General features: G+C 71.7%; 24 protein-coding genes. 8 read left to right on the top strand and 16 right to left on the bottom strand.

Going from position 1 to position 26828, the window contains the following annotated elements; genetic code table 11:
• Positions 1 to 4: 4 nt before the first annotated feature.
• From ON41_RS38330 to ON41_RS38355, 6 genes are read right to left on the bottom strand one after another with little or no spacing between them, the layout of a single operon-like run.
• Entirely contained in the window at positions 5 to 742 is a 738-nt protein-coding gene (locus tag ON41_RS38330) for a hypothetical protein (protein ID WP_040754306.1), read from the bottom strand.
• On the bottom strand, positions 739 to 2085 hold the full coding sequence (locus tag ON41_RS38335; protein ID WP_040754308.1) for an LLM class flavin-dependent oxidoreductase: 1347 nt from the start codon (positions 2083 to 2085) through the stop codon (positions 739 to 741). Before ON41_RS38335 ends, ON41_RS38330 begins: the two co-directional genes overlap by 4 nt.
• A complete protein-coding gene (locus ON41_RS38340; protein ID WP_174411401.1) occupies positions 2082 to 2867 on the bottom strand; it encodes an ABC transporter ATP-binding protein in 786 nt (261 codons plus the stop codon). Before ON41_RS38340 ends, ON41_RS38335 begins: the two co-directional genes overlap by 4 nt.
• Positions 2843 to 3640, bottom strand: coding sequence for an ABC transporter permease (locus ON41_RS38345; RefSeq protein WP_051163519.1), 798 nt, complete (start codon positions 3638 to 3640; stop codon positions 2843 to 2845). The genes ON41_RS38340 and ON41_RS38345 overlap by 25 nt, the downstream gene beginning before the upstream one ends.
• Positions 3640 to 4725 carry an ABC transporter substrate-binding protein gene (locus tag ON41_RS38350; protein ID WP_083905949.1) on the bottom strand — a complete coding sequence of 362 codons (1086 nt, stop codon included), beginning with the start codon at positions 4723 to 4725 and terminating at the stop codon, positions 3640 to 3642. The genes ON41_RS38345 and ON41_RS38350 overlap by 1 nt, the downstream gene beginning before the upstream one ends.
• 38 nt (positions 4726 to 4763) lie before the next feature.
• On the bottom strand, positions 4764 to 5501 hold the full coding sequence (locus tag ON41_RS38355) for a GNAT family N-acetyltransferase (protein WP_040754509.1): 738 nt from the start codon (positions 5499 to 5501) through the stop codon (positions 4764 to 4766).
• 450 nt (positions 5502 to 5951) lie between these two features.
• Here ON41_RS38355 and ON41_RS38360 point away from each other — a divergent pair, with 450 nt between their 5' ends.
• The 3 genes from ON41_RS38360 to ON41_RS38370 all read left to right on the top strand — a co-directional run bounded on the left by ON41_RS38360 (position 5952) and on the right by ON41_RS38370 (position 9038).
• On the top strand, positions 5952 to 7166 hold the full coding sequence (locus ON41_RS38360; protein WP_040754310.1) for an LLM class flavin-dependent oxidoreductase: 1215 nt from the start codon (positions 5952 to 5954) through the stop codon (positions 7164 to 7166).
• An 8-nt stretch (positions 7167 to 7174) separates the two neighbouring features.
• Entirely contained in the window at positions 7175 to 8542 is a 1368-nt protein-coding gene (locus ON41_RS38365) for an NtaA/DmoA family FMN-dependent monooxygenase (protein ID WP_040754511.1), read from the top strand.
• Positions 8543 to 8738: 196 nt separating this feature from the next.
• Positions 8739 to 9038, top strand: coding sequence for a hypothetical protein (locus ON41_RS38370; RefSeq protein WP_040754312.1), 300 nt, complete (start codon positions 8739 to 8741; stop codon positions 9036 to 9038).
• 59 nt (positions 9039 to 9097) lie between these two features.
• Here ON41_RS38370 and ON41_RS38375 read toward each other — a convergent pair whose 3' ends face one another.
• Positions 9098 to 9841, bottom strand: coding sequence for a glutamine amidotransferase (locus tag ON41_RS38375; protein WP_040754314.1), 744 nt, complete (start codon positions 9839 to 9841; stop codon positions 9098 to 9100).
• A gap of 29 nt (positions 9842 to 9870) precedes the next feature.
• Positions 9871 to 11289, bottom strand: coding sequence for an amidase (locus tag ON41_RS38380; RefSeq protein WP_040754316.1), 1419 nt, complete (start codon positions 11287 to 11289; stop codon positions 9871 to 9873).
• A 146-nt stretch (positions 11290 to 11435) separates the two neighbouring features.
• Here ON41_RS38380 and ON41_RS38385 point away from each other — a divergent pair, with 146 nt between their 5' ends.
• A complete protein-coding gene (locus ON41_RS38385; RefSeq protein ID WP_040754318.1) occupies positions 11436 to 11768 on the top strand; it encodes a hypothetical protein in 333 nt (110 codons plus the stop codon).
• A gap of 12 nt (positions 11769 to 11780) precedes the next feature.
• Here the strand turns inward: ON41_RS38385 and ON41_RS38390 are convergent, their stop codons facing one another.
• The 4 genes from ON41_RS38390 to ON41_RS38405 are packed head-to-tail and all read right to left on the bottom strand — an operon-like array spanning position 11781 to position 16021.
• The gene (locus ON41_RS38390; protein WP_040754321.1) at positions 11781 to 12536 is read right to left on the bottom strand and encodes a GAF and ANTAR domain-containing protein; all 756 of its coding nucleotides are present in this window, start codon (positions 12534 to 12536) and stop codon (positions 11781 to 11783) included.
• A gap of 25 nt (positions 12537 to 12561) precedes the next feature.
• Positions 12562 to 13455, bottom strand: a complete 894-nt coding sequence (locus tag ON41_RS38395; RefSeq protein ID WP_051163521.1) for an ANTAR domain-containing protein — start codon at positions 13453 to 13455, stop codon at positions 12562 to 12564.
• Between the two features lie 50 nt (positions 13456 to 13505).
• Positions 13506 to 15410 (bottom strand): CheR family methyltransferase, encoded by a 1905-nt coding sequence (locus ON41_RS38400; protein WP_040754322.1) that lies wholly within the window; start codon positions 15408 to 15410, stop codon positions 13506 to 13508.
• Positions 15407 to 16021, bottom strand: a complete 615-nt coding sequence (locus tag ON41_RS38405) for a chemotaxis protein CheB (protein ID WP_040754323.1) — start codon at positions 16019 to 16021, stop codon at positions 15407 to 15409. The genes ON41_RS38400 and ON41_RS38405 overlap by 4 nt, the downstream gene beginning before the upstream one ends.
• A gap of 460 nt (positions 16022 to 16481) precedes the next feature.
• On the opposite strand from ON41_RS38405, the gene ON41_RS38410 reads away from it, so the two are divergent.
• Entirely contained in the window at positions 16482 to 16814 is a 333-nt protein-coding gene (locus ON41_RS38410; protein WP_040754324.1) for a hypothetical protein, read from the top strand.
• Between the two features lie 279 nt (positions 16815 to 17093).
• On the top strand, positions 17094 to 18662 hold the full coding sequence (locus tag ON41_RS38415; RefSeq protein WP_040754325.1) for a glycosyltransferase family 39 protein: 1569 nt from the start codon (positions 17094 to 17096) through the stop codon (positions 18660 to 18662).
• Positions 18663 to 18673: 11 nt separating this feature from the next.
• Here ON41_RS38415 and ON41_RS38420 read toward each other — a convergent pair whose 3' ends face one another.
• Positions 18674 to 19759: an alpha/beta hydrolase gene (locus ON41_RS38420; RefSeq protein ID WP_051163523.1), complete on the bottom strand. Its 1086-nt coding sequence runs from the start codon at positions 19757 to 19759 to the stop codon at positions 18674 to 18676.
• Positions 19760 to 20169: 410 nt separating this feature from the next.
• Here ON41_RS38420 and ON41_RS38425 point away from each other — a divergent pair, with 410 nt between their 5' ends.
• Both ON41_RS38425 and ON41_RS38430 read left to right on the top strand, forming a co-directional pair.
• Positions 20170 to 21531 carry a M20/M25/M40 family metallo-hydrolase gene (locus ON41_RS38425; protein ID WP_083905934.1) on the top strand — a complete coding sequence of 454 codons (1362 nt, stop codon included), beginning with the start codon at positions 20170 to 20172 and terminating at the stop codon, positions 21529 to 21531.
• Between the two features lie 21 nt (positions 21532 to 21552).
• Positions 21553 to 22089, top strand: coding sequence for a YbhB/YbcL family Raf kinase inhibitor-like protein (locus tag ON41_RS38430; protein WP_040754326.1), 537 nt, complete (start codon positions 21553 to 21555; stop codon positions 22087 to 22089).
• Positions 22090 to 22261: 172 nt separating this feature from the next.
• On the opposite strand, the gene ON41_RS38435 is transcribed toward ON41_RS38430, so the two are convergent.
• The 3 genes from ON41_RS38435 to ON41_RS38445 form a co-directional block, all read right to left on the bottom strand.
• Positions 22262 to 24106, bottom strand: coding sequence for an AMP-dependent synthetase/ligase (locus ON41_RS38435; RefSeq protein WP_040754327.1), 1845 nt, complete (start codon positions 24104 to 24106; stop codon positions 22262 to 22264).
• 164 nt (positions 24107 to 24270) lie between these two features.
• Entirely contained in the window at positions 24271 to 24999 is a 729-nt protein-coding gene (ribA, locus tag ON41_RS38440; RefSeq protein WP_246461632.1) for a GTP cyclohydrolase II RibA, read from the bottom strand.
• A gap of 146 nt (positions 25000 to 25145) precedes the next feature.
• Positions 25146 to 26648: a PfkB family carbohydrate kinase gene (locus ON41_RS38445; protein WP_040754328.1), complete on the bottom strand. Its 1503-nt coding sequence runs from the start codon at positions 26646 to 26648 to the stop codon at positions 25146 to 25148.
• Between the last annotated feature and the right edge of the window lie 180 nt (positions 26649 to 26828).

Below are 26828 nucleotides of genomic sequence, written 5' to 3' on the forward strand. Positions count from 1 at the left end.
CGGCTCAGGCCCCGCAGGTGCATGTTGTGCGGGGCGGGGTGCGGTGGCGCAGCCACTGGGTGACCGCGACGACCGCCGATCCGGTGGCGACGGCGGCCGCCGCCATCGACCACGGGGTGAGCGCGGCGGTGGCGTAGGACATCTTCAGGCGGCCCGGCAGCGGGAAGGGGCCGTGGCCGAAATAGGTGTTCAGCAGCAGGCCGATCTGGCCGCCGACATCGTCGCCGAGGCCGACCATGCCCTTCACCTCGGGCGCTTTGCTGTTGAGGTAGACGAGCAGCAGGATCGCCGACACCGCCGTCGCGACCGCCGATATCGCGGTCAGCGCGAACAGTTTCGGCATCCGGACCCGGAGGTTGACCAGGACCACGCAGACCGTGTGGACCGCGACCGCGGCGGTGAGGATGCCCCAGAATCCGGAGACCTTCGCCATCGGCGGCGCGGATTTGGAGAAGGTGTTCAGGAAGTTGGTGGTGGCGGTGATGCGGCCGAACGCGGTCACCGCGACCTTCCCGTCCCAGCCGACCGCGGTCAGCCACGGCTGGAACAGCGCCACCAGCACGAACGCGCTGCCCGCCGCCGCGCAGACGTACCCCCGGTGCCCGCTCAGCACCGCGGGCGCCCGCCACTCCCGCCCTACCCGCCACTCCCGTCGTTTCCCGGCCGCGACCGGGTCCCGGCGGGCGGGGGTCGCGGCGATCCGCCCGGCCTGCCACGGCGTCGGCCGTGTCGCGCCGGTCATGACAGGGGGACCGGTTCCGGGGCGAACCGGCTCCGCGGTCGCGGCAGCCCGAAGTGGTCGCGCAGCGTGGTGCCGGTGTATTCGGTGCGAAACAGCTTGCGGCGGCGCAGGATCGGGACCACGGTCTCGGTGAAGACCTGTAAACCGCCGGGATAGTACGGGGGCATGACGTTGAAGCCGTCGGCGGCGCCGGAGCGGAACCAGTCCTCGATGGTGTCGGCGACCTGCTCGGGAGTGCCCGCGAAGACGCGGTGCCCGCGCGCGCCCGCCAGCCGGTGCAGCAGCCCGCGCAGGGTCGGATGCTCGCGCTCGACGATGCCCGCGACGACCTGGCGGCGGCTGGCGGCGTTGTCGGTGACATCGCCCGCCCCGGCGAACAACGCGGCCGGCACCGGCTCGTCGAGGGGCAGGTGGCGCAGTTTCTCGCCGGTGATGCTCTCCAGCTGGCCCAGGCCGTAGTCGGGGACGGTGAGTTCGTTGAATTCGCGTTCGAGTTTCCGGGCCGCGGCCTCGGTGCCGGCGATGAAGGGGCTGATGCCGGGCAGGATCTTGACGTGGCCGGGGTCGCGGCCGAAGTCGCGGGCGCGGCGCTTGATGTCGGAGTAGAACGCCTGGGCGTCCTCGCGGCGCTGATGCGCGGTGAAGATGGCCTCGGCGTAGCGGGCGGCGAAGGCGCGGCCGTCGTTGGAGGCGCCGGCCTGCACGAGCACCGGATACCCCTGCGGTGTGCGGGCGGCGTTGAACGGTCCCCGCACCCGCAGGTGGTCGCCCGCGAAGTCGATGCGATGGATCTTCGCCGGGTCGGCGTAGCGGCCCGCGGCGCGGTCGAGGAGGATCGCGTCGTCCTCCCAGCTGTCCCACAGCGAGACCACCGCGTCGACGAATTCCCGTGCCCGCGCGTATCTTTCGGCGTGCTCGGGATGTTTGTCGAGTCCGAAGTTGGCGGCGGCCAGATCGGTTCCGGTGGTGACGATGTTCCAGCCGGCGCGGCCACCGGAGATGTGGTCGAGGGAGGAGAACAGGCGCGCCAGGTTGTAGGGCTCGTAATAGGTGGTCGACGCGGTGGCGATCAGGCCCAGATGCGTGGTGGCGGCGGCGATCGCGGTGAGCAGCGTGATCGGCTCCAGCCCCGGCGCGGCGTTGTACTGCACGTTGGTGCGCAGCGCCGGGCCGTCGGCGAAGAAGACCCCGTCGAAGGTGGCGGCCTCGGCGGTGCGGGCGATCTCCTGGTAGTAGGTGATGTCGTAGATGCGGTCCGGGCGGCTGTCGGGGTGCCGCCAGGCCGCCTCGTGGTGCCCGGCCGGGTAGATGAACGCGTTGAGGTGCAGTTGTCGGTCGCTCATGCCGGGATGCCCGCCTCCGTGACAGTCGTGTACTCGTGGGTCTTCTCGTCGGTGGGTCGCGGCGGGACGGTGACGCCGAGATGCGTCAGCAGAGCCTCGCGGTGGCCGGCGAATCCGGTGTCGGTGGGGCGCCGCGGTCGCGGCAGGTCGATGGGGCGGTCCGCGGCGATGCGGCCGTCGTCGAGGATCAGCACCCGGTCGGCGAGCAGGACGGCCTCGTCGACGTCATGGGTGACCAGCAGGACCGCGGGCGTGTGCCGGGCGCACAGGTCTTGCAGCAGCGTGTGCATGCGCAGCCGCGTCAGCGCGTCGAGCGCGCCGAACGGTTCGTCGGCCAGCAGCAGCGCCGGTTCCCGCACCAGTGAGCGTGCCAGCGCGACGCGCTGCTGTTCGCCGCCGGAAAGCTCTTTGGGCCACGACCTTTCGCGCCCCGCCAGGCCGACCTCGGCCAGTGCGGCGCGGCCTCGCTCGCGGGTGTCGCGGCCGCGCAATCCCAGAACGACGTTGTCCAGCACCCGGATCCACGGCAGCAGCCGCGAGTCCTGGAACACTACCGCGCGTTCGGCGGGAACGTCGAGCCGACCGGAACCCGCGACCCCGTCGTCGATCTCGGCGAGCGCCCGCAACAGGGTGCTCTTCCCGGATCCGCTGCGGCCCAGCAACGCCACGAACTCGCCGCGCCGGATCCGGATATCCAAGTCGCGCAACACGATCCGGTCACCGAAGCGGCGGGTCAGGCCGCGGGTCTCCACGATCGTCAATCCGCCAGTGTCTGCCGCCACGACAAAGCCCTCCGTTCCACCTGCCGCACCGCGATGTCGCCGATCAGGCCCAGCAGCCCGTAGATCACCAGGCCGACGACGATGACGTCGATCTGCCCGTAGGTGCGGGCCTGTGTCATCAGGTAGCCGATCCCGCTGGTGGCGTTGACCTGTTCGACGACCACCAGCGCGATCCACGAGATCGAGACCGCCAGCCGCAGCCCGGTGAAGAACCCCGGCAGCGAGCCGGGCAGCGCGACGCGGCGCACGAATTCCCAGCGCGACAACCCCACGGTGCGGGCGAGTTCCACATAGCGGGCGTCCACGCCGCGCAGGTGCGCGTGGGTGTTGATGTAGATCGGGATCAGCACGCTCAGGACGATGACGAGGACCTTCATCTGCTCGCCGATGCCGAACCACACGATGAACAACGGGATCAGCGCCAGCGTGGGGATCGACCGCTTGATCTGGACGGGGCCGTCCACCAGCGCCTCCCCGATCCGGCTCAAACCCGCGATCAGCGCCAGCGCCACCCCGGCCGCCACGCCCAGCACCAGGCCGGTGGCGGCGCGCTGCAGGGAGGTGAGCAGGTTCGACTGCAGGCGGCCGTCGGCGATCAGGTCCCGGGCGGTCTCGGCCACCGTCCACGGCGCGGGCAGCGTCTCGGTGTCCAGCGCGCCGGCCGCCGATCCGATCACCCAGGCGGCGACCAGCAGCAGCGGGCCCAGCGCGATGCCGAACGGAATCGGTGTGCCCGGGCCGAGTTTCGGGCGCCGGGTGGTCGCAACGGCCATCACTTGGGTTCCGTTCCGAACGACGCGCCGATCTCGGTCACGGTCTGGGTGACGACCGCGTCGAAACGCAGATCGAAACCGTCCGCGGCGCGGATCTTCTTCGGCAGCTCACCGGCCGCGTCGATGGCGTCGATGGTCGCCTGCTGGCGATTCACCAGACGCTGATCCAGATGCGGGAACGTGTAGACGCCGTAGGAGTCCACGATGCGTTTCGCGTCGTCGGCGCCGACCTTCTGGCTGCCGACGTAATAGGTGCGGGCCCACTCGTCCTGATGCAGATTCGACCACTGCTGGGCGCGGATGAACGCCGCGACCAGTGCGCGGGTGGCGGCCGCCTTCGCCGGATCGCGCACCGCCTCCCGCCGCGCGTACAGGTAGCCCAGCCCGCCGTAGAGTCCGGCCAGTTCGGAATCCGGGATCACCGACGCGCCGGGCGTGCGCAGCAGCCGGGTCACGTTCGGCTCGATCAGCGGGGCGACGTCGACCTGTCCGGTGCGCACGGCGTCGAGGAAATCGTTGAGCTGCAACCGGACCAGGGTCACGTCCGACGGTGCCAGCCCGGCCTTGGCGAGGGCCCGCAGCACCCCGGCCTGCTGGGCGGTGCCCTCGGCGTAGGCGATCTTGCGGCCCTTCAGATCCGCGAGCCGGGTGATCGAACGGCCCGGCGCCACAGCGAGTTTCAGGGCCAGCGGGTTGCTCTGATAGGCGGCCACGATCGGCACGTCCTGCCCGGCGGCCAGCGCGTGGATCGGCGGCACGTCGCCCACCTGGGCGACATCGGCGGCGCCGGCGCGGAATGCCTCGAGGATGGCCGGACCGCCGACGAAATTGGCGAACTTGATCGTGAACGGCAGCTTGTCCAGCTCGCCGGAGGCCCGCAGCCAGGTCTGGACCCGCTCCTGCTGATCGGCCACCACGAGTTCGGTGCCCGGCGGCACGTCGACCGGCAGCGGACCGTCGGCCGCCCCCGACGTCTCGTCGTGGTTCGCGCAGCCCGTCAGCCCCGGCCCGGCGACGGCCACCACGGCCAGCAGCAGTGCCGCCGTGCGGCGCCGGAGGGACAAGCGGGACGAGCGCGGAATCATGCCGGAATTGAAACAGGACATATCCCGCGCGAAAACAGTTATATACCGGCCTGATTCGAACTCCGGCGGTCCGGCGCGCGCACGATCGTGAGCACCGACCGGTGCCGCAGAGTGAATCCCAGCGTCTCGTACAGGGCGATCGCTGACGTATTGCTCGCCAGCGCGTGCAGGAACGGGACCTCGCCGCGCGCCCGGATACCCGCGCCGACGGCACGCACCAGGCGGGTGGCGAGGCCGCGGCCCCGGAACTCCGGATCGGTGCACACGGCGCTGATCTCGGTCCAGCCGGGCGGATGCATGCGCTCGCCCGCCATCGCCACCAGCCGGCCGTCCACCCGCAGACCCAGATACGCGCCCATCTCGATGGTGCGCGGCAGATACGGTCCGGGGCGGGTGCGGGCGACGAGGTCCAGGATCTCCGGGACTTCCGCGGCGGTGAGGACCTCGAGGTCCGGATCCGGGGCGACGCGCAGCGCCGAACCGTCCATCTGCACCGAGGGCAACTCGTCGAGAACCGTCCACTCCGGCGGCGGCACATGCCCGAACCCGCGCAGCCCGCTGCTGCCGCCGGGACCCAGGACCGTGGCCAGATCGGCCCAGTCCCGCTCGTCGAGCACCGGCGGATGGCCGATGAACCCGGCGACCTGCGGGTCGTAGCGGCCGATGCGCCCCACCCAGCGCGCGAACCGCCGGTGCGCGCCGCGCAGCGACGCCCGCACCGGATCGTCCAGCGGGTGCAGCGAGGTCCCGGCATCGATCGTCGACTCAGTGGTCACCGCATACTCCTCCACGACAGCGTCCGACCCGAGAACGCTAGCCAGCGGCACACGGCCGGCACACGATTGCGCTCACCGGGATTCGAGACGCGGCCCCCTATCCGTGGGCATGGATTCACGGCCGTAGTTCCAGGGCAGGAGGAGATCGGGCAGGTTCACGGCCGCCGTTCCGGGGCAGGGGGACATTGGGCAGGGGAGATTCCTTGCCCCGCCTCGTATTTCCCCGCGCTCGAGCTGATCGGAATCGTTGACACCGAGGGCGGCGGACGGGAGTGTGCCGGGCGAGCGCCGCCGCGCAGTCCGTGACCACGCGGTATCCGGCCGCCCGCGAACGTATCGGGCAGGCGGGCGGCCGGGCGGCGGCGCTCGCCACCCACCGGGACCGTCGCGTTCCGGGCCGATCGGCGTTGCGGTAGACGACATCCGCGCACTGGACAGGAACGGGAGACGATGGCACCGAACCCCCTACATCTCGGCGTCGCGCTGGACGGAGCGGGCTGGCATCCGGCCGCGTGGCGCGAGCCCGGCTCCCGGCCCGCCGACCTGTTCGGCCCCGCGTACTGGACCGATCTGGTCGCCGTCGCCGAACGCGGCCTGCTGGACTTCGTCACGATCGAGGACAGCCTGGCCGTCCCCGGCGCCCGGCACGAAGCCGGCGAGGACCGGGTCGACCGGGTGCGGGCGCGCCTGGACGCCCACCTCATCGCCGCCCGTGTCGCGCCGGTCACCCGGCACATCGGGCTGGTCCCCACCGTCACCACCACCCACACCGAGCCGTTCCACGTCTCCGCGGCGCTGGCCACCCTGGACTACACGTCGCGGGGCCGGGCGGGCTGGCAGGCGCGAGTGTCCGCGACCGCGGCGGAGGCGGCCCATTTCGGGCGCCGGGAGCTGCGGGAACTCACCGCGGCGGAACTGGCGGAGGCGGTCGCGTCGGGCGTCTTCCCCGACACGGTGCGTGACCTGTTCGCCGAGGCCGCCGACTTCACGGAGGTGGTGCGGCGGCTGTGGGACAGCTGGGAGGACGACGCGGAGATCCGCGACGTCGCCACGCGCCGCTTCATCGATCGCGGCAAACTGCACTACATCGACTTCGAGAGCCGGTTCTTCGCCGTCCGCGGACCCTCCATCACCCCGCGCCCGCCCCAGGGCCAGCCCGTGGTGACCGCCCTCGCCCACGCCCCGCTGATCTACGAATTCGCCGCGCGCAGTGCGGATCTGGTGTTCGTCACACCCACCCGCGCGGCCGGTCCGCGGCCGATCCTCGACCAGGTCGCCGCGGCCGCGACGGCGGTGGGCCGGGCGGGGGAGCCGCTGCGGGTGTACGCCGACATCGTCGTCTTCCTCGACACTCCGGCGGCCACCGGCCCGCAGCGGCTGGCCCGCCTGAACGAGGCGGCCGGAGCCGAATTCCGTTCCGACGCCGGTATTTTCGCGGGCAGCGCCGACGAGCTGGCGGACCTGCTCGCCGAATGGAGCGGGCAGGGCGTCGACGGGTTCCGGCTGCGGCCCGGTGTCGCGGTCGACGATCTGACCGCCGTCACCGAACGGCTCGTGCCCGCCCTGCAACGCCGCGGCCTGTTCCGCACCGGCTATCCGGGCGGCTCGCTGCGCGCGCTGCTCGGCCTGCCCGGCACCGTCCCCAACCGTTACGCGACCGCCTGAGCGAGGTTATCGTGAGCACTTCCCGTAAGCAGGTCATCCTGGGCGCCTACCTCGGCGGGGTCAACCATCACACCGCGTGGTGGCATCCGGACGCGGGCAGCCAGATCGACTTCGGCACCTTCGAGCACACCGCGCGCACCGCCGAACGCGGCCGGTTCGACTTCTTCTTCCTCGCCGAGGGCCTCGCCCTGCGCGAGCGCGCCGGTGAGATCTTCGATCAGGACATCATCGGCCGCCCCGACACCTTCACCGTGCTGGCCTCCCTCGCCGCGGTCACCGACCATCTCGGGCTCGCGGGCACCGTCAACGCCACCTTCAACGAGCCCTACGAACTGGCCCGCCGGTTCGCGAGCCTCGATCATCTCTCCGGCGGCCGGGCGGCGTGGAACGTGGTGACCTCCTTCGACGCGTTCACCGGCCGCAATTTCCGGCGCGGCGGCTTCCTCGATCCCGCCGACCGGTACGTGCGCGCCGAGCAGACGCTCAATGCCGTTCGCGCCCTGTGGGATTCGTGGGACGACGAGGACCTGGTCGCCGACCAGGAATCCGGGCGGTTCCTGGGGCGTCCCGACGCCGGCGCGTTCGCGTTCCGGGGCAGCCAGTTCGACATCTCCGGCCGGTTCACCGTGCCCCGCAGCCCGCAGGGCCGCCCGGTGATCCTGCAGGCCGGGGTCTCGCCGCAGGGACGCGACTTCGCCGCCGCCAACGCCGACGCGATCTTCTCCCCGTACGGCACACTGCCCGAGGCCGCGGAGTTCTACCGCGACATCAAGGCGCGGGCGGTGGCGGCCGGGCGCGCGGCCGACGACATCAAGATCCTGCCGTCGGCGAGTTTCGTGCTCGGCGACACCGACTCCGAGGCGATCGAGAAGTATCACGCCCTGCGCGACGAACAGGTCACCGGGCAGACCGCGCTCATCCTGCTCGAGCAGATCTGGAACCGTGACCTGTCCGGTTACGACCCCGACGGGCCTGTGCCCGCCGTCGACCCCGATCCGGACGCGCCGCCGATCATTCAGGGCCGCGCCTTCGTCCACCAGGACCGCTTCGCGACCGCCGCGCGCCTGCGCGAGGTCGCCGAGGCGAAGAAACTCAGCCTGCGCGAGGTGGTGATCGACCAGTTCGAACGCGGGCCCCTCGTCGGCACCCCGGCACGGGTGGCGGAGCTGATCGACGACTTCGTCCGCAACGACGGCTCCGACGGCTTCATCCTCGGCTCCCACCTCGTGCCCTGGGGCCTCGACGAGTTCGTCGACCGGGTCGTCCCCCTCCTGCAGGACCGCGGCGTGCTGCGCGCCGACTACACCGGCACCACCCTGCGCGACAACCTCGCCCTCCCGGCGCCGCAGCCGTCCCGCGCCGTCACCGGCGCCTGAGCAGGCACGACACCGCGCTGGACGGCGTGCGATCCGGCGCGTAGTCGCTGGTGTGAGCGCACCCACAGAGGCGCTCGAGCGGGAGATATCCGGTGGATTTCGGTGGCGGGGTTTTACGGCGGGCTCGTTGGCTACTCGAAGGAGAACGCACAGCCGACAGAGAGAACTCCCACAACCGCGGGAAGGAACCCCGACAATGCTGATGCTCACCCCCACCGCAATCGAGGTCGTCCGGACCATCACATCGGCGGAGGGCACGCCGCAGGACGCCGGCCTGCGCATCTTCACCGACGACGGCGCCGAGACACTGCAGCTGGCGCTGGCCGCCGAACCGGCCGAGACCGACAAGATCATGGACGCCGAGGGTTCGCGTATCTTCCTCGACCAGCAGGCCGCCGCCTACCTCGACGACAAGATCCTCGACGCCGGCGTCGACGGCAACGGCCAGAGCAGCTTCGTCCTGGGCAGCCAGGGCTCCGAACCGTCCGCCGAATAATTCACTCACCCTCGGTAGCCGCCCGGTCGCAGGCCGGGCGGCTACCGCTGTCTTCGCGGTCATGCCGCGGCGGGGCAGTAGCGCGCCACGAACCGGCGCAGGATCGCGCCGGGCACCGTGATGGATTCCGCGTGCCCGAGGGCGATCAGGGAATCGGCCTCCTCGGGATCGAAATAGCCTGCGTGGCGGTAGGTTTCGATCCGCAGGGCGAGTCCGTCGCCGTCCAGTTCGGGATGGAACTGGGTGGCGTACACGTGGCTGCCGACCCGCACCATCTGCACCGGGCACCCCCCGGATCCCGCGAGCAGGACCGCCCCGGGCGGCACCTGCTGGCAGGACTCCTTGTGCCCGACGAACGCCCGGAACGAGCGCGGCAGCCCGCGCAGCAGCGGATCGGCGCGGGCGGCGGGCGTCGTCTCGACGGTGACCGCGCCCGCGCCCTCGGCGTAGCGGTCGCGGCTCACGGTGCCGCCGAGGACATCGGCCAGCACGCTCAGCCCGTAGCAGGCGCCCAGATACGGGATGTCGCGCCGGACGATCTCGGTCACCAGCTTCTTCAGGACCGGTTCGAATCGCCGCTGGTAGCCGGGTTTGCGCTCGTCGGGATCGCTGAGATTGGCGGGCCCGCCGCCGACGACGACCGCGCTGTAGCCGGCGAGGTCGACCTCGGGGACCTCCCGGTCCATCCGGATCCGCACCAGCCCGCCCGGCGCGAAACCGCCGGTGCGCAGGATCGCCTCGTACTCGTCGTCGGCGGCCGCGCGCTCGGGCCGCAGCTGCAGCAGCAGGCACGGTGAGGGCATGCCTCCCAGTATCGGCCCGGCGCGCGTCCTCAGGCGACGGTTTCCGCGCCCGCGGTGATCTTCGGGAACGGATCGGCGGCCTCGAGCTGGTAGGCGAGGTCGAGCAGGTCCCGCTCGCGGCCGCGCGGCGCTGACAGGTGCACCGAACCGGGCAGATTGCCGCTGGTCAGCCCGTGCGGCACCGAGATCGCGGGCCCGCCGCCGACATTGTTGAACGGCGTGAACCCGACATAGTCGATGAGCTTGCCGAACAGTTCGGGAAACGGCTGCCCGGGCGCGTGCTCGCCGATGCGGGGCGCCGGATGCGACAGCACCGGCGTCAGCATCACGTCCAGCTCGGCGAAATGCTCGTCGTAGAGCGCGGTTCCGGCGCGCAGCCGCCGCACGGCCGGCGCCACCGCCCGCGGGCCGCGCAGCACCTTACCCGCGAGGCCCTTGGTGAACGGGTCGAGTTTCCACGGCCGGAACGAGCCGGGGTGGGTCGCGGTGAACGCCGCGGACATGACCACCGCGAACAACGCCCAATAGGTCTTGAAGTCCTCGACGAACCCCGGATCGACCCGCAGCCGGGTCTCGGTGACCTCGTGCCCGGCGGCCGCGAACACGCGCGCGGCGGAATCGAGGACCGCGTCGGTCTCCGGGTGGACGCCGCGGCCGAGGATGTCGTGGCGGATGAGCCCGATGCGCAGCGGCCGCCCGGTGGGTCCCTCGAGCAGGCCGACCGGCGGAAGGTCCCGGTTGGGCCGGAACCGTTCGGCGGCGGCCAGATAGTGGGCGGTGTCGCGCACCGTGCGGGTCAGGACCCCTTCGGCGACCAGATGCACCGGCAGCGCCCGCACGCCCGGCTGGTCCAGCAGCCGGCACCGGGTCGGTTTCAGCCCGACCAGTCCATTGACCGCGGCCGGGATGCGGATCGAGCCGCCGCCGTCGTTGGCGTGCGCGATCGGCACGGCCCCGGACGCGACGAGCACGGCCGAACCGCCCGAGGACGCCCCGGCGGAATGCCCGGTGTTCCACGGGTTGCGGGTCGGCGGCCGGTCGGCGTACTCGGTGCTGGCGGTGAGCCCGAATTCGGGCAGGGTCGACTTGCCCAGCGCCACGAATCCCGCGCTGAGGAACTGCGCGGCCGGATCGCCGTCGCGGCGCGCCGGGCGCGGGACGAACGCCGCCGAGCCGTGACAGGTGGGCAGGCCCGCGACATCGGTGTTGTCCTTGACGAACGCGGGCACCCCCGCGAACGGCCCGTCGCCGGGCGCGGCGGCGCGGGCGCGGTCGAAGCATTCGGCCTGCACGGCGTTGAGCCGGGGATTCACGCGGTTCACCCGGTCGATCGCCGCCGCGATCACCTCGCGGCGGTCCAGGCGTCCCGCGCGGAGTTCGGCGGCCAGGCTCACCGCGTCGTGGTCGCCCAGGGCGTCGTCGGTGAACGCGTGCACGGTATCGGTCATGTCGGCAATGCCCTTTCTCCGGATCCACACCAGGGTAGAAAGTCCTCCGCGCGGTAATCTTTGTGCCCTGTGTGCCCACGTCGGCGATGTCGTTGGCTGTGGGAGGAAGAGGCGGAATCGGTTGCCCGAACGGGAAGTGTGGCGCCATGAGGCATGAGGACGAACGACAATCGGCGACTCCGCCGCCGGGGGTTCCGGCCGCGCCGCGCGAGGGCCCCGCGAAGGCGTCGGATGCCGTAGCCCGGCCGCCCGCGCTGCGCTCCATCGCCCCGGCCGACCGCGCCCGGGTCGCCGAGACGGCACGCCGGGCCGCGGCCGCTCGCGCCAACGCCGAATCCGCGCTGGCCAGGGCGCAGGCCGCCCGCGAATTCGCGGAGGCCGCCTACGACCGGATCAATGCCTGCCGTGAGGCCGTCGAGCGGGCCCGCACCGCACGGGGCGACGGCGACCACGTCGGTCTCACGCCGGCCACGCCCTGACACCGAGCGCGGTCAGCCGGACCGCCCGGCGGACCTCCGGGCGATGTTCGGTTCGTCGAAATGCGAAGCGCCCGGAGGTGTTCCGCCGATCGAGGCGACCAGTTCGGCGGCGATCGCGGCGAGTTTGACGTTGCGCCGGTTCGACGCGGTGCGCAGCAGGCCGAAGGCCGCGTCGCGGTCGCAGCGCCGCTGCCCCATCAGAATGCCGACGGCCTGATCGATCACCGACCGCGAGTCCAGCGCCGCGCGCAACTGCTCGGTCACGGCGGTGCGGCGGGTGGCGTCCATCGCGACCTGCAGCAGCACGCTCAGGTGCGCCGCGATCACGGCGGCGGCCGTACGGGTCGGCTCGTCGAGGGGGCCGGGCCGGTGGCTGTAGACGCTCAGCGTGCCGATCGTCTCCTCGCCCGCCCGCAGCGGCCACACCTCGTGCGCGGCGACCCCGTGCGCGCGCATGCGCCGCGCGTGGTCCGGCCAGCGCGGGTCGTTCCCGGCGTCGGGTATCGAGATCGCCTGTCCCGCTTCGGCCGCGGCCCGGTACGGTCCGGGCCGGGCGTGGTGTGGCTCGTCGGCGGCGATCAGTGCGTGAGCGGCCGCCGAACCGCCGGCCGCGGCCGGGGGTCCGGTGAGTGTCACGCCGACCAGCGGCCGGCCCGGCAGCATTCCCGAGACGATGCCGGCGATGTCGCGGGGACTGTCGAGGATGGCGCGGTCGGCCAGTAGCAGGGCGGTGAGCTGGGTGATTCCCGTGGTGAGATCATCGGTCATCCGTCACCTCCGCGGAGCGTGTCCGTCAGCACAGCCGGTATCCCTCCTCGACGATGAGGCGGGCCAGTTCGCGCAGGGAGATGCCCTCCGCGAACGCCCGCGCGCGCATGAGGACCAGAGCCGTGTCGACCGGTTGGCCCGCGTGGACGGCCACCATACCGACGGCCTGATTGACGGTGGTGAGGTAGTCGGCGTCGTCGAACAGCGCACCGGTCGGCGGCGCTCCGTCGGCGGCGGCGGGCTGCTGCGTCAGCAGTACGTCGTTGACCAGGGCGTCGGCGATGCGGTTGGCGGTGCCGACGGTGCCCTGGGGCAGCAGCGGATGGTCGGAGAACCCGCACAGTGCGCCCATCCGCCCGGCGCCGACGGTGAGCGGCACCGCTACCAGCGACCGGATGCCGAGATCCAGTGCGGCCCTGCCGTATTGGGGCCAGCGGGCCGCCAGTTCGGTGGCGTCCGCGCAGACGGCGTCCAGGCCGTTGACGACGTCGCGCGCCGGGCCCTGCCCGATCGTGGCCTCGATGTCGTGGGCGGCCCGGGACCGGGTGTCGGAGGAGGAGGTGAGCAACTCCTGCTGCCGGTCGTCGAACAGTGTCAGCGCGGCGCCGGCCAGGCCCAGATTCTCGGCCACCGCGGCCATGAACACCGGCCGGACCATGTCGGTCCCGCTGGTACGCCACAGCTGCAACCGCAGGGCGTGCAGTTCGTAGAGGCGGGCGCAGGCGAGATGACGCTCCGCGATGCGCCGGTGCAGGATCGCCATGCGTTCACGGAACGGCTGCATCGACTCCGGGGGTGCGCCGACCTGACGCTCGTAGGCGGCGGCCGTGGCCGCGGCACGTTCGGCACGCCCCAGCTCGAGACGATACCGGCGCCACTGTGCTCGCACGTCGTCGTAGGCGCTCGCGGAGGACGACACGGGATAAGACTAGCGCTTCACCGTACGGAATGCGACAACTGTGCGAATCGTTAATTGCGTTGCGCCGCAGAAGGTACCGATCCTTCTTCCATCAACAGGACCACGCCGTCGCGGATACCGTCCATCGGCGTACACGTCACCGCGCACACGATCGAGCGACCGATTCGGTTGACGGCCGGGATGTCCACCGGTCCGCTGCGGCGCCGCGACTTCAGGCACTGCTGAATGTTCTCGTTCAGCGATTCGGTCGGCAGGCCGAAATCCAGTGCGGCGAAGTACTGCTGGTGCACCTCGTCGGAGCGCAGCCCCCACAGTTCCTCGGCGCCGCGGTTCCAGCTGCGCACCCGCAGATCGCCGTCGAGGACCACCACCCCGGCCGCGACGCTGGACAGTATGCCCTCGAGAAATCCGCGGGCCTCGTCCAATTCGCCGCTGCGGATGCGCAGCTCCTCGTTCATGGTCTCGAGTTCCTCGTTGCCCGATTGCAGCTCTTCGTTGGTGGTTTCGAGTTCCTCGTTGGTGGATTGCAGTTCCTCGTTGGTGGTTTCGAGTTCCTCGATGCTGGACTGCAGTTCCTCGTTGGTGGTTTCGAGTTCCTCGTTGGTGGACTGCAGTTCCTCGTAGGCGGTCTCCAGTTCCTCGCGCTTGACCTTCACCTCGAGCGACAGGCGGGTGGAGACGGTGGTGTCGACGAAATTGATCACGACACCCACATGCGGCCCCTCGCCACTCCACAGCGGCTGCACGTGCACGTCGAAGAACTGGGTCTCGTCCGGGCCGAGGCGGCGCTCCACGGAATTGACGCGGATGACGCGGTGCTCGGCGACGGCCTGTTCGATCAGCGACCGCAACTCGATCGGCCGGTAGGAGATCTCGAGTTCGCTGAGCGGGCGGCCGATGTCGTGGGGGGAGAGCCCGAACTGGCCGCGCATCTGGCCGTTGAGGACGGTCACCTTGCCCTCGATATCGACCCCGAGCATCGCGACGGGCGTGGTCTCCAGCGCGAGTTCGCCCAGCACCCGCCGTTTCACGAAGCCCTGCACCTCCTGCCCGAGACCGATATCCAGCCGGGGCGGGACGGGCGTGTGCATCGTCCCGGCCTCGCCCGCGCGGCGGCGGAAGATGCGCTGCCGCATATTGGCGACCTCGAACCGTTCCCCGTCCGACAGCAGCATTTCCGCTTTGCCGAGGAACAGGAATCCGCTGTCGCCGAGCGCGAAATGAAAGCGGTCGAGTATCTGCGACTGGGCCTCCACATTGAAATACATCAGGGTGTTGCGGCAGATCAGCAGATCCAGGCGCGAGATCGGGGCGTCACGGGTGATGTCGTGGCGGCCGAAGATGACCCGGCGCCGCAGATCGGTGCGGAAGACGAATTTGTCGCCGTTGGGCTCGAAATAGCGGTCGCGCAGGTCGGCCGTCAACGGTTCGAGGGCCTTGGCGCTGTACATGCCGGAGCGGGCGTCGCGCAGCGCCTCCTCGTCCACGTCGGTGCCGTAGATCTTGACGCGTTTGACCGCCTCGTCGATGCCCAGCACCTCGGCGAACGCGATCGCCAGCGAATACGCCTCCTCGCCGCTCGAGCAGCCGGCGCTCCAGATCCGGATCTCGCGGTTGGGGTCGATGGTGGTGAGCAGTTCCGGCAGGATCTCCCGCTGCAGGTACTGCCAGGCGTCGATATCGCGGAAGAAGCTGGTGACGTTGATGAGGATGGTGTTGAACAGCGACCGGAACTCGTCGGCGTTGGTCTCGAGGTAGTCGCGATAGTCCGCGTAGTCGGCGATCCGCACCTCGTGCATGCGTTTCTGGATGCGCCGCGCCAGCGAGGAGCGCTTGTAGCCGGTGAAATCGAAACCGCGCGAATCGCGGATGAAGATCAGCAGCTCCTCCAGCGCGCTGTCGGCCGCGGTGGCGGGATCGGCTTCGGAGGTGAGGTCATCGGTCTCGTCGGTCACGCCGTCCTCCGCTCCACCAGGCCGGACAGGACGCCGGCGACTTCACCCAGGGGCAGCACGAAGTCGACCGCGCCCGTGCGGATGGCCGCCTCGGGCATCCCCGTGAACTCGGCCTCCTCCGGGTCCTGCACGATCACGGTCCCGCCGCGGGACTTGACGGCGCTCACTCCCATGGCGCCGTCGCTGCCGGACCCGGTGAGCACGCACGCGATCGCGCGCGGCCCGTACGCGCCGGCGACGGATTCGAACAGCAGGTCGGCGGACGGCCGGACGAAGTGCACGAGCTCACTACTCGACAATGCGAGCACTCCTTGCTTACCTACCAGCAGATGGTAGTTCGGGGGCGCGATGTAGACGACGCCGGGTTCGATCCGATCGTCGGCGGCCGCGAGGCGCACGGGGAGCCGGGTGCGCCGGGCGAGCACGTCGGCGATGACCGTCTCGTGCCGCGGATCGAGATGCTGGACCACGAGAACGGGCACGGGGAAGGCCTCGGACAGTCCGCCCAGCACTCGGCTCAGCGCCGTGACCCCGCCCGCGGACGAGGCGATCGCGACGACACGGAAATCCCCGGCCGCGGCGGGGTCCGGGCCGCCGGGGTCGCCGGTCATGTCCGCGGCACGCCGGGGTGGACGGCGCGATGATGGAGGGGCAGAGACCTGAGCACGCGCTCAGCCTATCGCGGTCGCGCGCGTCGGACGGGTCAGGTGTCGGATGCGGCGCGGCGTCGTGGCGTCCGGCTGCGCGCGCGGCGATCCGCAGGGCGAGAACGGGTCTCGACATCCGTGGGTATCGCGCGCCGCATCAACGGGTATTGCCCGCCGCGGCGGCCGGTGACGGTACCGCCCCGGGCCGCGCCGGCGCCGATCGTGGCCCCGAAATCCGCTGCGTACCAGGATATCCGGTGTCCGCACCCGGACGCGGGCCCCTCCGGAGCACGCGGAGGCGGCCGTGCGGGGCGGCGCCGGGGACCCTCGCGCGGCGTAGAATCGGGCATCGAACGTGTTCCTACCGTTCTCCGAGTCCAGAAGCGCGGCGTCGGACCGTCGCTCTCGTGCTCGGGAGAACCTCATGGACGATGCCGTGCTTCCGTCCCCGGACGGCCCCGACGGGCGGGCGACCGCGCCCGCGTTCGAGGAGACGTTCGACGCCGACCACTTCGCCGACGCCGGCGACCGGCTGGTGCGCCATCTGTTCGACGTGGGGCTGCGGCTGCACACGGTGCGCGACGCGCTGGACCGGCCGCTGGGTGAGACGGACGGCGCGTCCGCCGCTGTCGGCGCGGTGCTCGACGACCTCGACGTCGTCATCCGCGACGCCGGGCTGGTCATGCTGGCGCTCAACGGCAACCGGCTCGCGGCGACGACCGCCGACCCCGGCGACCGCCGCACCCGCCACCACTGACCGGCGCGGGCTCGCACAGCGAGTCTTCGCCGACGCGTGATTCGTTGTGCGGCAATAACACTCGCCGATGGTGGATGATCACAGCCGGCGGGTGCGGAGGCTTGTGTGGTAACCGAGTATTCCGCGCGCGCTGTGCGCAGCGCGCGCCCGCGGACCTACCATCGTGGCGATCACGGAACGAAAACGCTTCCGCCACAAACTTCTTCGACCTCGCGCAGATTCCGGCCACGCCACGGCGGCGGCATTTCGCGTGGCCCCCCGAATATCGGAAGGGATGCCATGCCGGAGACCGCGACAACCGTCCGGACCGAGGTCCGCGAGCGATTGTCACCCCGAGAAGACCTCGCACCGTTCGCCTGGCGGCCGGTCGGCGCCGTCGCGGCCATCGCGGCGGTGCTGTTCACCGCCCGCCTCGGCCGCTACGCCGTCGGCGGCGACGAACTGTACTTCATCGCGGCGGGCCGTCATCCGGCGCCGGGATACGCCGACCAGGGGCCGGTCGTGCCGCTGTGGGCGGCCGCCGCCGATCTGCTCGCACCCGGATCGACGCTGCTGCTGCGGGGCCCGGTCGTCGCGCTGACGATCGTGGCGATCCTGCTCAGCGCGGCGCTGGCCCGCGAATTCGGCGGCGGCCCATGGGCGCAGACGCTGGCCGCGGCGGCCTATGCGAGCGCGCCGATGGCGGTGATGCAGTCGGCGATGCTGAGCACGTTCGCGGTCGACGTCACCCTCACCGCGGTGGTGTCGTGGCTGCTGATCCGCTGGGTGCGCGAGCGCCGCGACGTGCTGCTCCTGGCGGCGGGCGCGGTGGCGGCCCTGGACTTCCAGGTGAAATGGCTGATCCCGCTGGTGTGGGCGGGGCTGGTGGCGGGGGTGGTCGTGTTCGGCCCGCGCGCGATGCTGCGGCGCCCGGCGTGGTGGGCGGGTTCGGCGCTGTTCGCGGCCTCGGCGCTGCCGATGCTGTGGTGGCAGCACCGCCACGGCTGGCCGCAGCTGGCGATGGGCGCGGTGGTCCGCGACGAGCAGCTCGCCACCAGCGGACTGCCGGGCATGCCGTGGCAGATCGTGCAGGTGACCGGGCCGCTGGGGCTGCTGCTGGTGGCCGGCATGTGGGCGGGTCTGCGCTGGGAACGGTTGCGGCCCTACCGTTTCGTGATCCCGATGATCGCGATCGGGCTGATCGGGGTGGTGGCGGGCGGGCTGCGGCCGTATTTCGTGGCCGGCGCTTTCCCCGGGCTGTTCGCCGCGGGCGCGGTGTACCTGGAGAGCCGCGAACCGGGCCGCGGGCTGCGCGCGGCGGTGCTCGCGCTGATCGCGGCCGCCACCGCGATCGCCGTCGCGGTGGTCGTGCTGCTGCCGCTGCCGGCGTCCCGGCTGCACGACACCACCGACGAGTACTCGCAGCTGGACCGGCGCAGCAAGCTGTTCGGGCCCAGTGGATGGGATCACCTGATAGCGGCGGTCGAGGACGCCTACCGGCAGGTGCCGGCGGCGCAGCGGGCCGACCTCGCGATCGTCACGGAGAACTACTGGCAGGCCGCGGCGATCGACCGGTTCGGATCCGCCGCGCTGCCCGGCGCCTACAGCCCCAACCGCGGCTACGGATTCTTCGGCGCGCCCCCGGATACGGCGACGACGGTGCTGTACGTGGGGGTCGGCGGCCCGCGCGAGGCGCTGCGCACCGATTTCGCGGAGGCGACAGTGGTGGCGCGGGTGGACGAGCGGCTGGGCTTCCCGGGCGTCGACCGTGGCGTCGGCGTGTGGCGGTGCCGTTTCCCGAGCCGGCCGTGGTCGGTGGTGTGGCCGCAGGCCCGGGCGCTGCCGCTGGTCGACGGGACGGCCCGCTGACCCTCAGCCCCTCAGCGGTCGAGCGCGGCGGCGAGGACGGGCCAGGAGTTGTGCAGGTCCTGTTCCCAGTAGCCCCAGGAGTGGGTGCCGTTGTCGCGCAGGTCGACGGTTGCGGGAATGTCCAACTCCCGCAACCGGTCCCGCAGTTGCACGGTGCAGCGGCCGGCGATCGCGTCCAGGATGCCGCCGATGACGAGCTGATCGACCAGTTTCGCCGGATTGGCGTGGATTCCGGGCCCGTCGAGGGTGTCCAGCGGGCCCGGCGCGCCGTTGCCGGAGGCGACGTACACGGCGGTGCCGCGCAGTTCGGCGGCGTGCAGGTACGGGTCGTTGGCCGCCCACGCGGGATCCGACGGCGGCCCCCACATGTTCAGCGTGTTGCCCATCCGGCCGGTGACGATGGCGTCGACCATGAGCTGCCCCATCGGATCGCTGGTGCGCACGCAGCCGCTGTAGGCGCCGATGCCGCGGAACAGCCCCGGCGCCGCGAGCGCCAGCTGGAATACCGACGTGCTGGCCATCGACAGCCCGGCGAGGACGTTGGCGCCGGTGCCGTGGAAGGCCGAATCGACGACGGGCGGCAGTTCGCGAGTGAGGAAGGTGGTCCAGCGCTGCCGGCCGTGCACCGGATCGTCGGCGCGCCAGTCGGTGAAGAAACTGCCGCCGCCGCCGATCGGGATCACGACGTTCACCTGCTTGTCGGCGAAGAAGTCCGCGACGTCGGTCTTGGTGAGCCAGTTGCTGCCGTCGCGCCAGTCGCCGGTGTCGGTGCCGCCGTCGACGCCGTTGAGCAGATACAGCGTCGGCGCGGGGCCCGCGGGATCGGCCGCGGGCAGTACCGCGACGGTCATCGGCCGGTTCATCGCCGCGGAGTGCACGGTCAGGTTCAAGACGCGGCCGGGGCCCGGTGCGGCGGCCAGCAGGCGGGAGCCGTCTTCGGCGGGCCGCGCCGCGGCGAGCGCGCCGGCGGCCAGCGGCGTGTCGGGCGCGGGTTCGGCGACGGCCGGACCGGTCGCGCACGCGAGCGCGGCGGCGCAGGCGAGGACGGTGGCGCGCGGAATGTGGCGGTGAAAGCGTTGCCCGGCACGGACATTCATGCGATGCCTCCCAGCTCGAACCCCGATGGCGCCGACGCTAGGACGCCGCCGGGCGGGCAGGCAAGCACCGGCCGCCAGGTTTGGGGCCGGGGCCGACAGCGGCCCGCGCGCACTGGGGGACCTCACAAGGTCGCGGGGGCCGGGCAACCTTCCCCGTCCGTGCTCGGGCAGCACGGGAGCGGGGGCGGATCACCGGCGTGCGCTGCGAGTCACCGGATGCGCGGCATCGGCCGGGCCGCCGTGAATCGCGTCGTGCCGGGGACTGCGCGGCACGGGGGCGATCGTCGTGAAGCGGAGCGCTCCCGGGCCTGCCGCTGATGGTGCCGGGACCGGGTGGGACGGCTGCGGGATTTGCGCGCACGCTGCGGGCAACACGTGGTGCGGGGCGGGAGCGATGGTAGGAAGGGGGCGTGTCTGCAGCTGGCGAGAAATCCGGAGCCGAACCCGAATCCCGCGCCGTATCGGAGGTGGTGGACCTGGTCAGCACGCTGATCCGGTTCGACACCTCCAATACCGGCGAGCTGGAAACCACCCAGGGCGAACGCGAATGCGCCGAGTGGGTGGCCGATCAGCTGCAGCAGGCCGGGTACACCACCGAATACGTCGAGTCCGGCGCGCCCGGCCGCGGCAACGTCTTCGCGCGGCTGCCCGGCGCGGACCCGAGCCGCGGCGCGCTGATGATCCACGGGCATCTGGACGTGGTGCCGGCCGAGGCCTCCGACTGGAGCGTGCACCCGTTCTCCGGCGCGGTGCGCGACGGCTACGTGTGGGGCCGCGGCGCGATCGATATGAAGGATATGGTCGGCATGACGCTGGCCGTGGCGCGGCAGTTCAAAATCGAGGGGACGGTGCCGCCGCGGGATCTGGTGTTCGCGTTCCTGGCCGACGAGGAGAACGGCGGCCGCTGGGGATCGCAGTGGCTGGCCGACAACCGCCCGGACCTGTTCGACGGCGTCACCGAGGCGGTCGGCGAGGTGGGCGGGTTCTCGCTGACCGTGCCGCGCCGCGACGGCAGCGAGCGGCGGCTGTATCTGGTGGAGACCGCGGAGAAGGGCCTGGGCTGGATGCGGTTGCGCGCCAAGGCCCGCGCCGGGCACGGCTCGTTCCTGCACGAGGACAACGCGGTGACCATCCTGGCGCAGGCGGTGGCGCGGCTGGGCACCCACACCTTCCCGCTGGTGCTGTCGGATTCGGTGGCGGAGTTCCTGGCGGCGGTGAGCGAGGAGACCGGGATCGAGTTCGACCCCGGCAGCCCCGATATCGAGGGTCAGCTGGCGAAGCTGGGCACGATCTCCCGCATCATCGGCGCGACCCTGCGCGACACCGCGAATCCGACCATGCTGCACGCCGGGTACAAGGCCAACGTGATCCCCCAGACCGCGGAGGCCGTCGTGGACTGCCGTGTCGTGCCCGGGCGGCGGGCGGCGTTCGAGCGCGAGGTGGACGAGCTGATCGGCCCGGACGTGGAGCGGGAGTGGATCACCGCGCTGGACTCCTACGAGACGACGTTCGACGGGCATCTGGTGGACGCGATGAACGACGCGATCCTCGCGCACGACCCGGCCGGGCGCACCGTGCCCTATATGCTCTCCGGCGGCACGGACGCGAAGGCGTTCGCCCGCTTGGGGATTCGCTGCTTCGGTTTCGCGCCGCTGCGGCTGCCGCCGGAGCTGGACTTCTCGGCGCTGTTCCACGGCGTCGACGAGCGGGTGCCGGTGGACGCCCTGGAATTCGGCACCCGGGTCATGGAACATTTCCTCCTGCACAGCTGACGATCTCGAAAGGACGGTCTCGTGCCCGACTACTCCTACAATCCCTACGCGGCGCTGCCGCAGCTACCGTCGTTCACCGTGACCTCGGAGGATGTGACCGACGGTCAGCCCTTCGGCAACGATCAGGTCAGCGGCGTGTTCGGCGCCGGCGGCAAGGACGTCTCCCCGCAGCTGTCGTGGTCCGGATTCCCGGAGCAGACGCGGAGTTTCGCGGTCACCGTGTACGACCCCGACGCCCCGACCGCGTCCGGATTCTGGCACTGGGCGGTCGCCGACATCCCGGTCTCCACGACCTCGCTGGCGCGCGGCGCGGGCAGCGAGGGCGGCACACTGCCGCCCGGCGCCATCCAATTGCGCAACGACGGCGGATTCCCCGGATTCGTCGGCGCCGGCCCGCCGCCCGGACACGGCTACCACCGGTACTTCATCACCGTGCACGCCGTGGATGTGGCGTCGCTGGGTTTCGACGCGAGCGCCACCCCGGCCTACCTGGGGTTCAACCTGTTCTCCCACGCCATCGGCCGCGCGCAGATCATCGCCACCTACGAGCAGAAGTAGTCCCGGCCCCACGTTTTTCCGGCGTGCTTTTGGCCGGAATCCCGCGAGTTTCCGGCCAAAAGCACGCCGGAAAACGGTGGTCGGTACGAGTGTGGCCCGGGCGAAAGTGCCCGGGCCACAACTGTTTTGCGGCGAGTGCAGACCTGCACAGCGTGCAATCGCGGGAGAATTCTCAGCGCAGGTCGATCACGTCCGCGGGTACCGGGTCGCCGTAGAGTTCGGTGATCTCGGTGGCGTACTTGGCGGCGATGGGGCTGCGCTTGAGTTTCAGGGTGGGGGTGATCTCCTCGCCGCCGGGCTCCCATGCCACCGGCAGGATGCGGAAGCGCTTGATCTGCTCGACGCGCGAGAGCCGGGTGTTGCCGGCGGCGATCGCGGCGCGGATCTCGTCGACGATCTCGGCGCGGGTGGCGAGCGCGGCCAGCTCGGCGTCGGGGGTGCCGAGGGTCTTGGCGCGCACCACGGCGGTATCGGGGTCGAGCACGACCAGCGCGGTGATGTAGGGGCGGGCGTCGCCGATCGCGACCACCTGACCGACCAGCGAGGAGGCCGCCTTGACGGCGTTCTCGATATTGGTGGGGGAGATGTTCTTCCCGGCCTCGGTGATGATCAGTTCCTTCTTGCGGTCCACGATCGTCACGTAGCCGTCGCCGTCGATGGTGGCGACGTCGCCGGTGTGCAGCCAGCCGTCCTCGTCGATGGCCTCGGCGGTCTTGTCGGGCATGCCGCGGTAGCCGCGGGTGACGATCGCCCCCTTCACCAGCAGTTCGCCGTCGCTGTCCAGGCGCAGCTCCACGCCGTCGAGGGCGCGGCCGACCGAGCCGGGGCGCGGGCTGTCGAGTTCGGTGAAGGTGCCGACGCCGCTGGTCTCCGACATGCCCCACACCTCGGTCACCGTGAAGCCCAGTCCCAGCAGGTATTCCAGGGTCTCGGGCGGGATCGCGGCGGCCCCGGAGGCGGCGACCTGCAACTCCTCCAGCCCGAGCGCGGTGCGCAGTTTCGACAGCACCAGCGCGTCGGCCAGCCGGTGCTGGGCGGCGAGCAGCGGGCTCACCCCGCCGCCGGCCAGGCGGGCGCGGGCGGCGGCGATGCCGACGCCGATCGCCCACCCGGCGAGCGCCTTCTTCACGGGGCTGGCCTCGGTGGCGAGTTTCGCGTCGATGCCGGCCTTGATCTTCTGCCACACCCGCGGGACGCCGAAGAACGCGGTGGGCCGCGCGTCGGGCAGGGCGGCGGCGATCTCCCGCGGATCGGGCACGCAGGTGATGGTGACGCCGGTGAACAGGTTCGCGCAGTGCCCGGAGATGCGGTCGGCGACGTGCGCGGCCGGCAGGTAGGACACCGCCCGGTCGTCGATGCCCACGGTCAGTGGCCCGTCGTTGGTCAGCCCGGCGATCTGGGCGGCCACGTTGGCGTGGGTGATCTCCACGCCCTTGGACGGGCCGGTGGTGCCGGAGGTGTAGATGAGGGTCGCGAGGTCCTCGGGCCGCACCGCCCGCCAGGCGGCGTCGAAGTCGAAGTCCGCGGCGGGATCGGCCTCGACGTCGGCGAGGGAGATCGTGCCCTCCGGCGCGCCGCCCGCGGCCGCGTCGACCACCACGACATGCTCGAAGGCGATGCCCGATTCCTGGACCGCGGAGAGGAACGCCCGCTCGGTCAGCACGATCGCGTTGCCGGCGTTGCCGAACACGTGCGCGAGCTGGCCGGGGGAGCTGGTGTTGTACACCGAGAACGGCGCCGCTCCCAGATGCAGCGCCGCGGTGTCGACGAGGTTGAACTCGGGCCGGTTGGTCAGCATGATGCCGACCGTGTCGCCGTGGGCGACACCGAGTTTCGCGAGCCCGGCGGCGATGTCGCGCACGCGGCGGTCGTAGTCGGCCCAGGTGATCTGCTGGGTGCCGCCGACCGTGCGCAGCGCGACCTGGTGCGGGCGCAGCGTGCGGGTCTGCTGGAAGGCCTCGGGCACGGTGCGGACCGTGGCGCCGGACTGATGCGTGTAGCCGATATCTGTCGTCATATCCCTTGTTCCCGATCGTGATCGAACCGAGCCTCGGGAACGCTCCGCCAGAGGCACTGCCCGAACTCGTCGGGGCGGAGATCGGAAACGCGCGGCCGGCGTCGCGTCACCGAGTGACGCGGCTCACCCATCCTATCCGCGCGTTCCGCGGGATGTGCCGTGTCTTACCTGCTGTCGGCCGCCGACGCGCACAGCGCGCCCGGATCGGCGGGCGCGGGGTATGGGCGCGGCGGTTCGGGCTCCTGGACCGGCGGCACCTGGAACTCCGGGGTCCAGTGGCCGCGGCGGTCGCGCTTGGCTTCCAGATAGGCGCGGGCGCGGGCGCTGCGCGGCGCGGTGATCAGCGGGATCGGCGTGACGTCGATACCGGCCCGGTGCAGGGCCGGCACCTTCTCCGGGTTGTTGGTCAGCAGCCGGACCGAGGTGAGCCCGAGGTCGGCGAGCGCCGCGGCGGCCGGTTCGTAGGAGCGGCAGTCGGCCGGGTAGCCCAGATCGCCGTAGCTGGTGAAGGTGTCGCGGCCGGTGCGTTCGCTGTGGGCGAGGCCGCGCGCCTTGGCGACCAGGCCCGAGCCGCGGCCCTCCTGCTCGAGGTAGACGAGCACGCCGGCGCCCTCGGCCTGGATCATGTCCATGGCGTGATCGAGTTCGGGACCGCAGTCGCAGTCGTCGCTGCGCAGGACGTCTCCGTAGAGGCAGCGGGAGTGGATGCGGACCAGACAACCGTCGGCAACCGCGCCGAACAGCAGTATCGTCCCGCCGTCGCGCGCATCGTGCAGCTCCCGCACGCGCACCGCCATCTCGCGGCCTTTGCGGCGCAGGAGATGTTCGGTGTCGTCGGTGCGGAATACGGCAGGGACACCGTCGTATTCGGTGTCGTCCAGCTGGGCTGTCAAGAGCTCCTCCGAAGGATCGCAGGTGATATCGAGGACGGCCGGCGGCGCGGCGGACCGCGCTCCGGCGACAGAGGGTCGAGCACGAACGGCCGCGACTGTAGACCCTCGCCGACGGGGGCCGGCGGGTGGGTGGCAAACACTCGGCGTCACTGTGCCTCCGTGACCACCACGGCCGCGTCCCCGGCCAGGTCGACCATGCGGTCGACATCCCCGATCGTCGGCATGGCGTCGGACACCTCGCCGGTCGACTGGGTCGCGGCCATGGCCGCGGTGGCCCACAGGAAGTCGTCCGGTCCGGCGCGGTGGTCCGCGGCGGTGACGATGCGCTGAGCCAGGGCGGCGACGAAGGCGGCGGGCGCGCCGGGGGAGTCGCGCAGCGCGACCGGGAACCGCGCGATGTCGAGGTGCAGGTCGTCGGAGCGGACGCTGGCGGCGAATCCCTCGGCGATGCAGACGGTGCGGGCGCCGAGAACCCGCAGCCGGCGGGCGAGTTCGGCGTCGGCGGTGGCGCCGTCGGGTGCGCCGACCGGGGCGAGGGCGGCCAGTTCGCTGCGGGTCCCGATCAGATAATCGACGCCGCCGAGGTACCGGTAGAACCGCTGCGGCCCGGCGGAGGACGGGACGGGCTGCACCAGCAGCCGTGGCCGCTGCTCGCGCGCGGCCAGGTCCAGGGCCTCCTCGATCACCGTGGGCGGCGGTTCGAAGGTGAGCAGGACGGCGTCGGAGGCGGCCAGCGCGTGCCGGGCGGCCGGGGTGTGCAGGTCCTCGGGGGTGAGCCGGACGCGTTCGTCGGGGCAGGCGACCGTGTGCTGCTGCCCGGTGCTGGTCACGAGGACGACCGCGACCGGGGTGGTGGTGTTGGGGACGACGCGCACCAGATCGGTGTCGACGCCCTCGGCGCGCAGGTGGTCGAGGATGCGGCGGCCGCGGTCGTCGTCGCCGACCGCCGCGATCAGGCGCACGCGCAGGCCGAGCCGGGCCGCGCCGACCGCCCGGTTGAGGCCCTTGCCGCCGGGGCGTTCGAGGAAGGTGCCGGTGGCCGGGCTGTCGGGGGTGGGCAGGTCGCCGTCGATACTGCAGATCGTGTCCAGCACGGCGTCGCCGATCACGGTCACGGTGCCGGCGCGCTCGCCGATCGGGGTCGCGGTCTGCGGGGCGGGGACCGCGGCGTAGCCGGAGGCGGCGGTGAGCCGCTGGGCCAGCAGGGTGAACGCGTCGTATTCGAGCCGGCCGCGCAATTGCCGGGTGGTGGGCGCGGCCGCGGGGGCCTCGCCGCCGGCGGCGCGCAGCAGCTCCGCCCAGTGGGCGCTGAGGTAGTCGCGGCGCTGCCCGAGATCCGGGGCGTAGAGCTGCCCGAGGTCGACGCCGTCGGGCGGGTCGTCGCGCAGCAGGCCCAAGGCCAGGCCGACGTCGGCGATGAGCCGGTGCGCGGGCGGCAGGTGCCGGGCGACCTCGCGCACCACCGGCGGCACGGCCTCGGCGGCGTCGATCCCGGCGAGATGCGCGTGCTGGCGCACCGCGTACAGCTCCAGCACCGGCCGTACGTCGATTTCGGTGCTGCGCAACCGTTTCGGGCTCAGGCCCGCGCGTTTGCACAGCCGGGCGAGCACGGTGCGTACCGCGGCGACCGTCGCGTCCTGTCCCGCCATCGGGGCAGCCACCTCCGTCTCGATGCGCAGTGATCGTCGGGGAGACGATAAGCGAAGCCGGCGGAGATTGCCGGGTTTATCGACCGGCCGTTCCGGCTATCAATAACGTATCGCGGCATTTGCCTGAATGGAACCGGCAACTGACGCAGCGGTCCCGGTGTTATGCCGGGGCATTCAGGA

Source organism: Nocardia transvalensis NBRC 15921 (assembly GCF_000308875.1).
GTDB classification, from domain to species: Bacteria; Actinomycetota; Actinomycetes; order Mycobacteriales; family Mycobacteriaceae; genus Nocardia; species Nocardia transvalensis.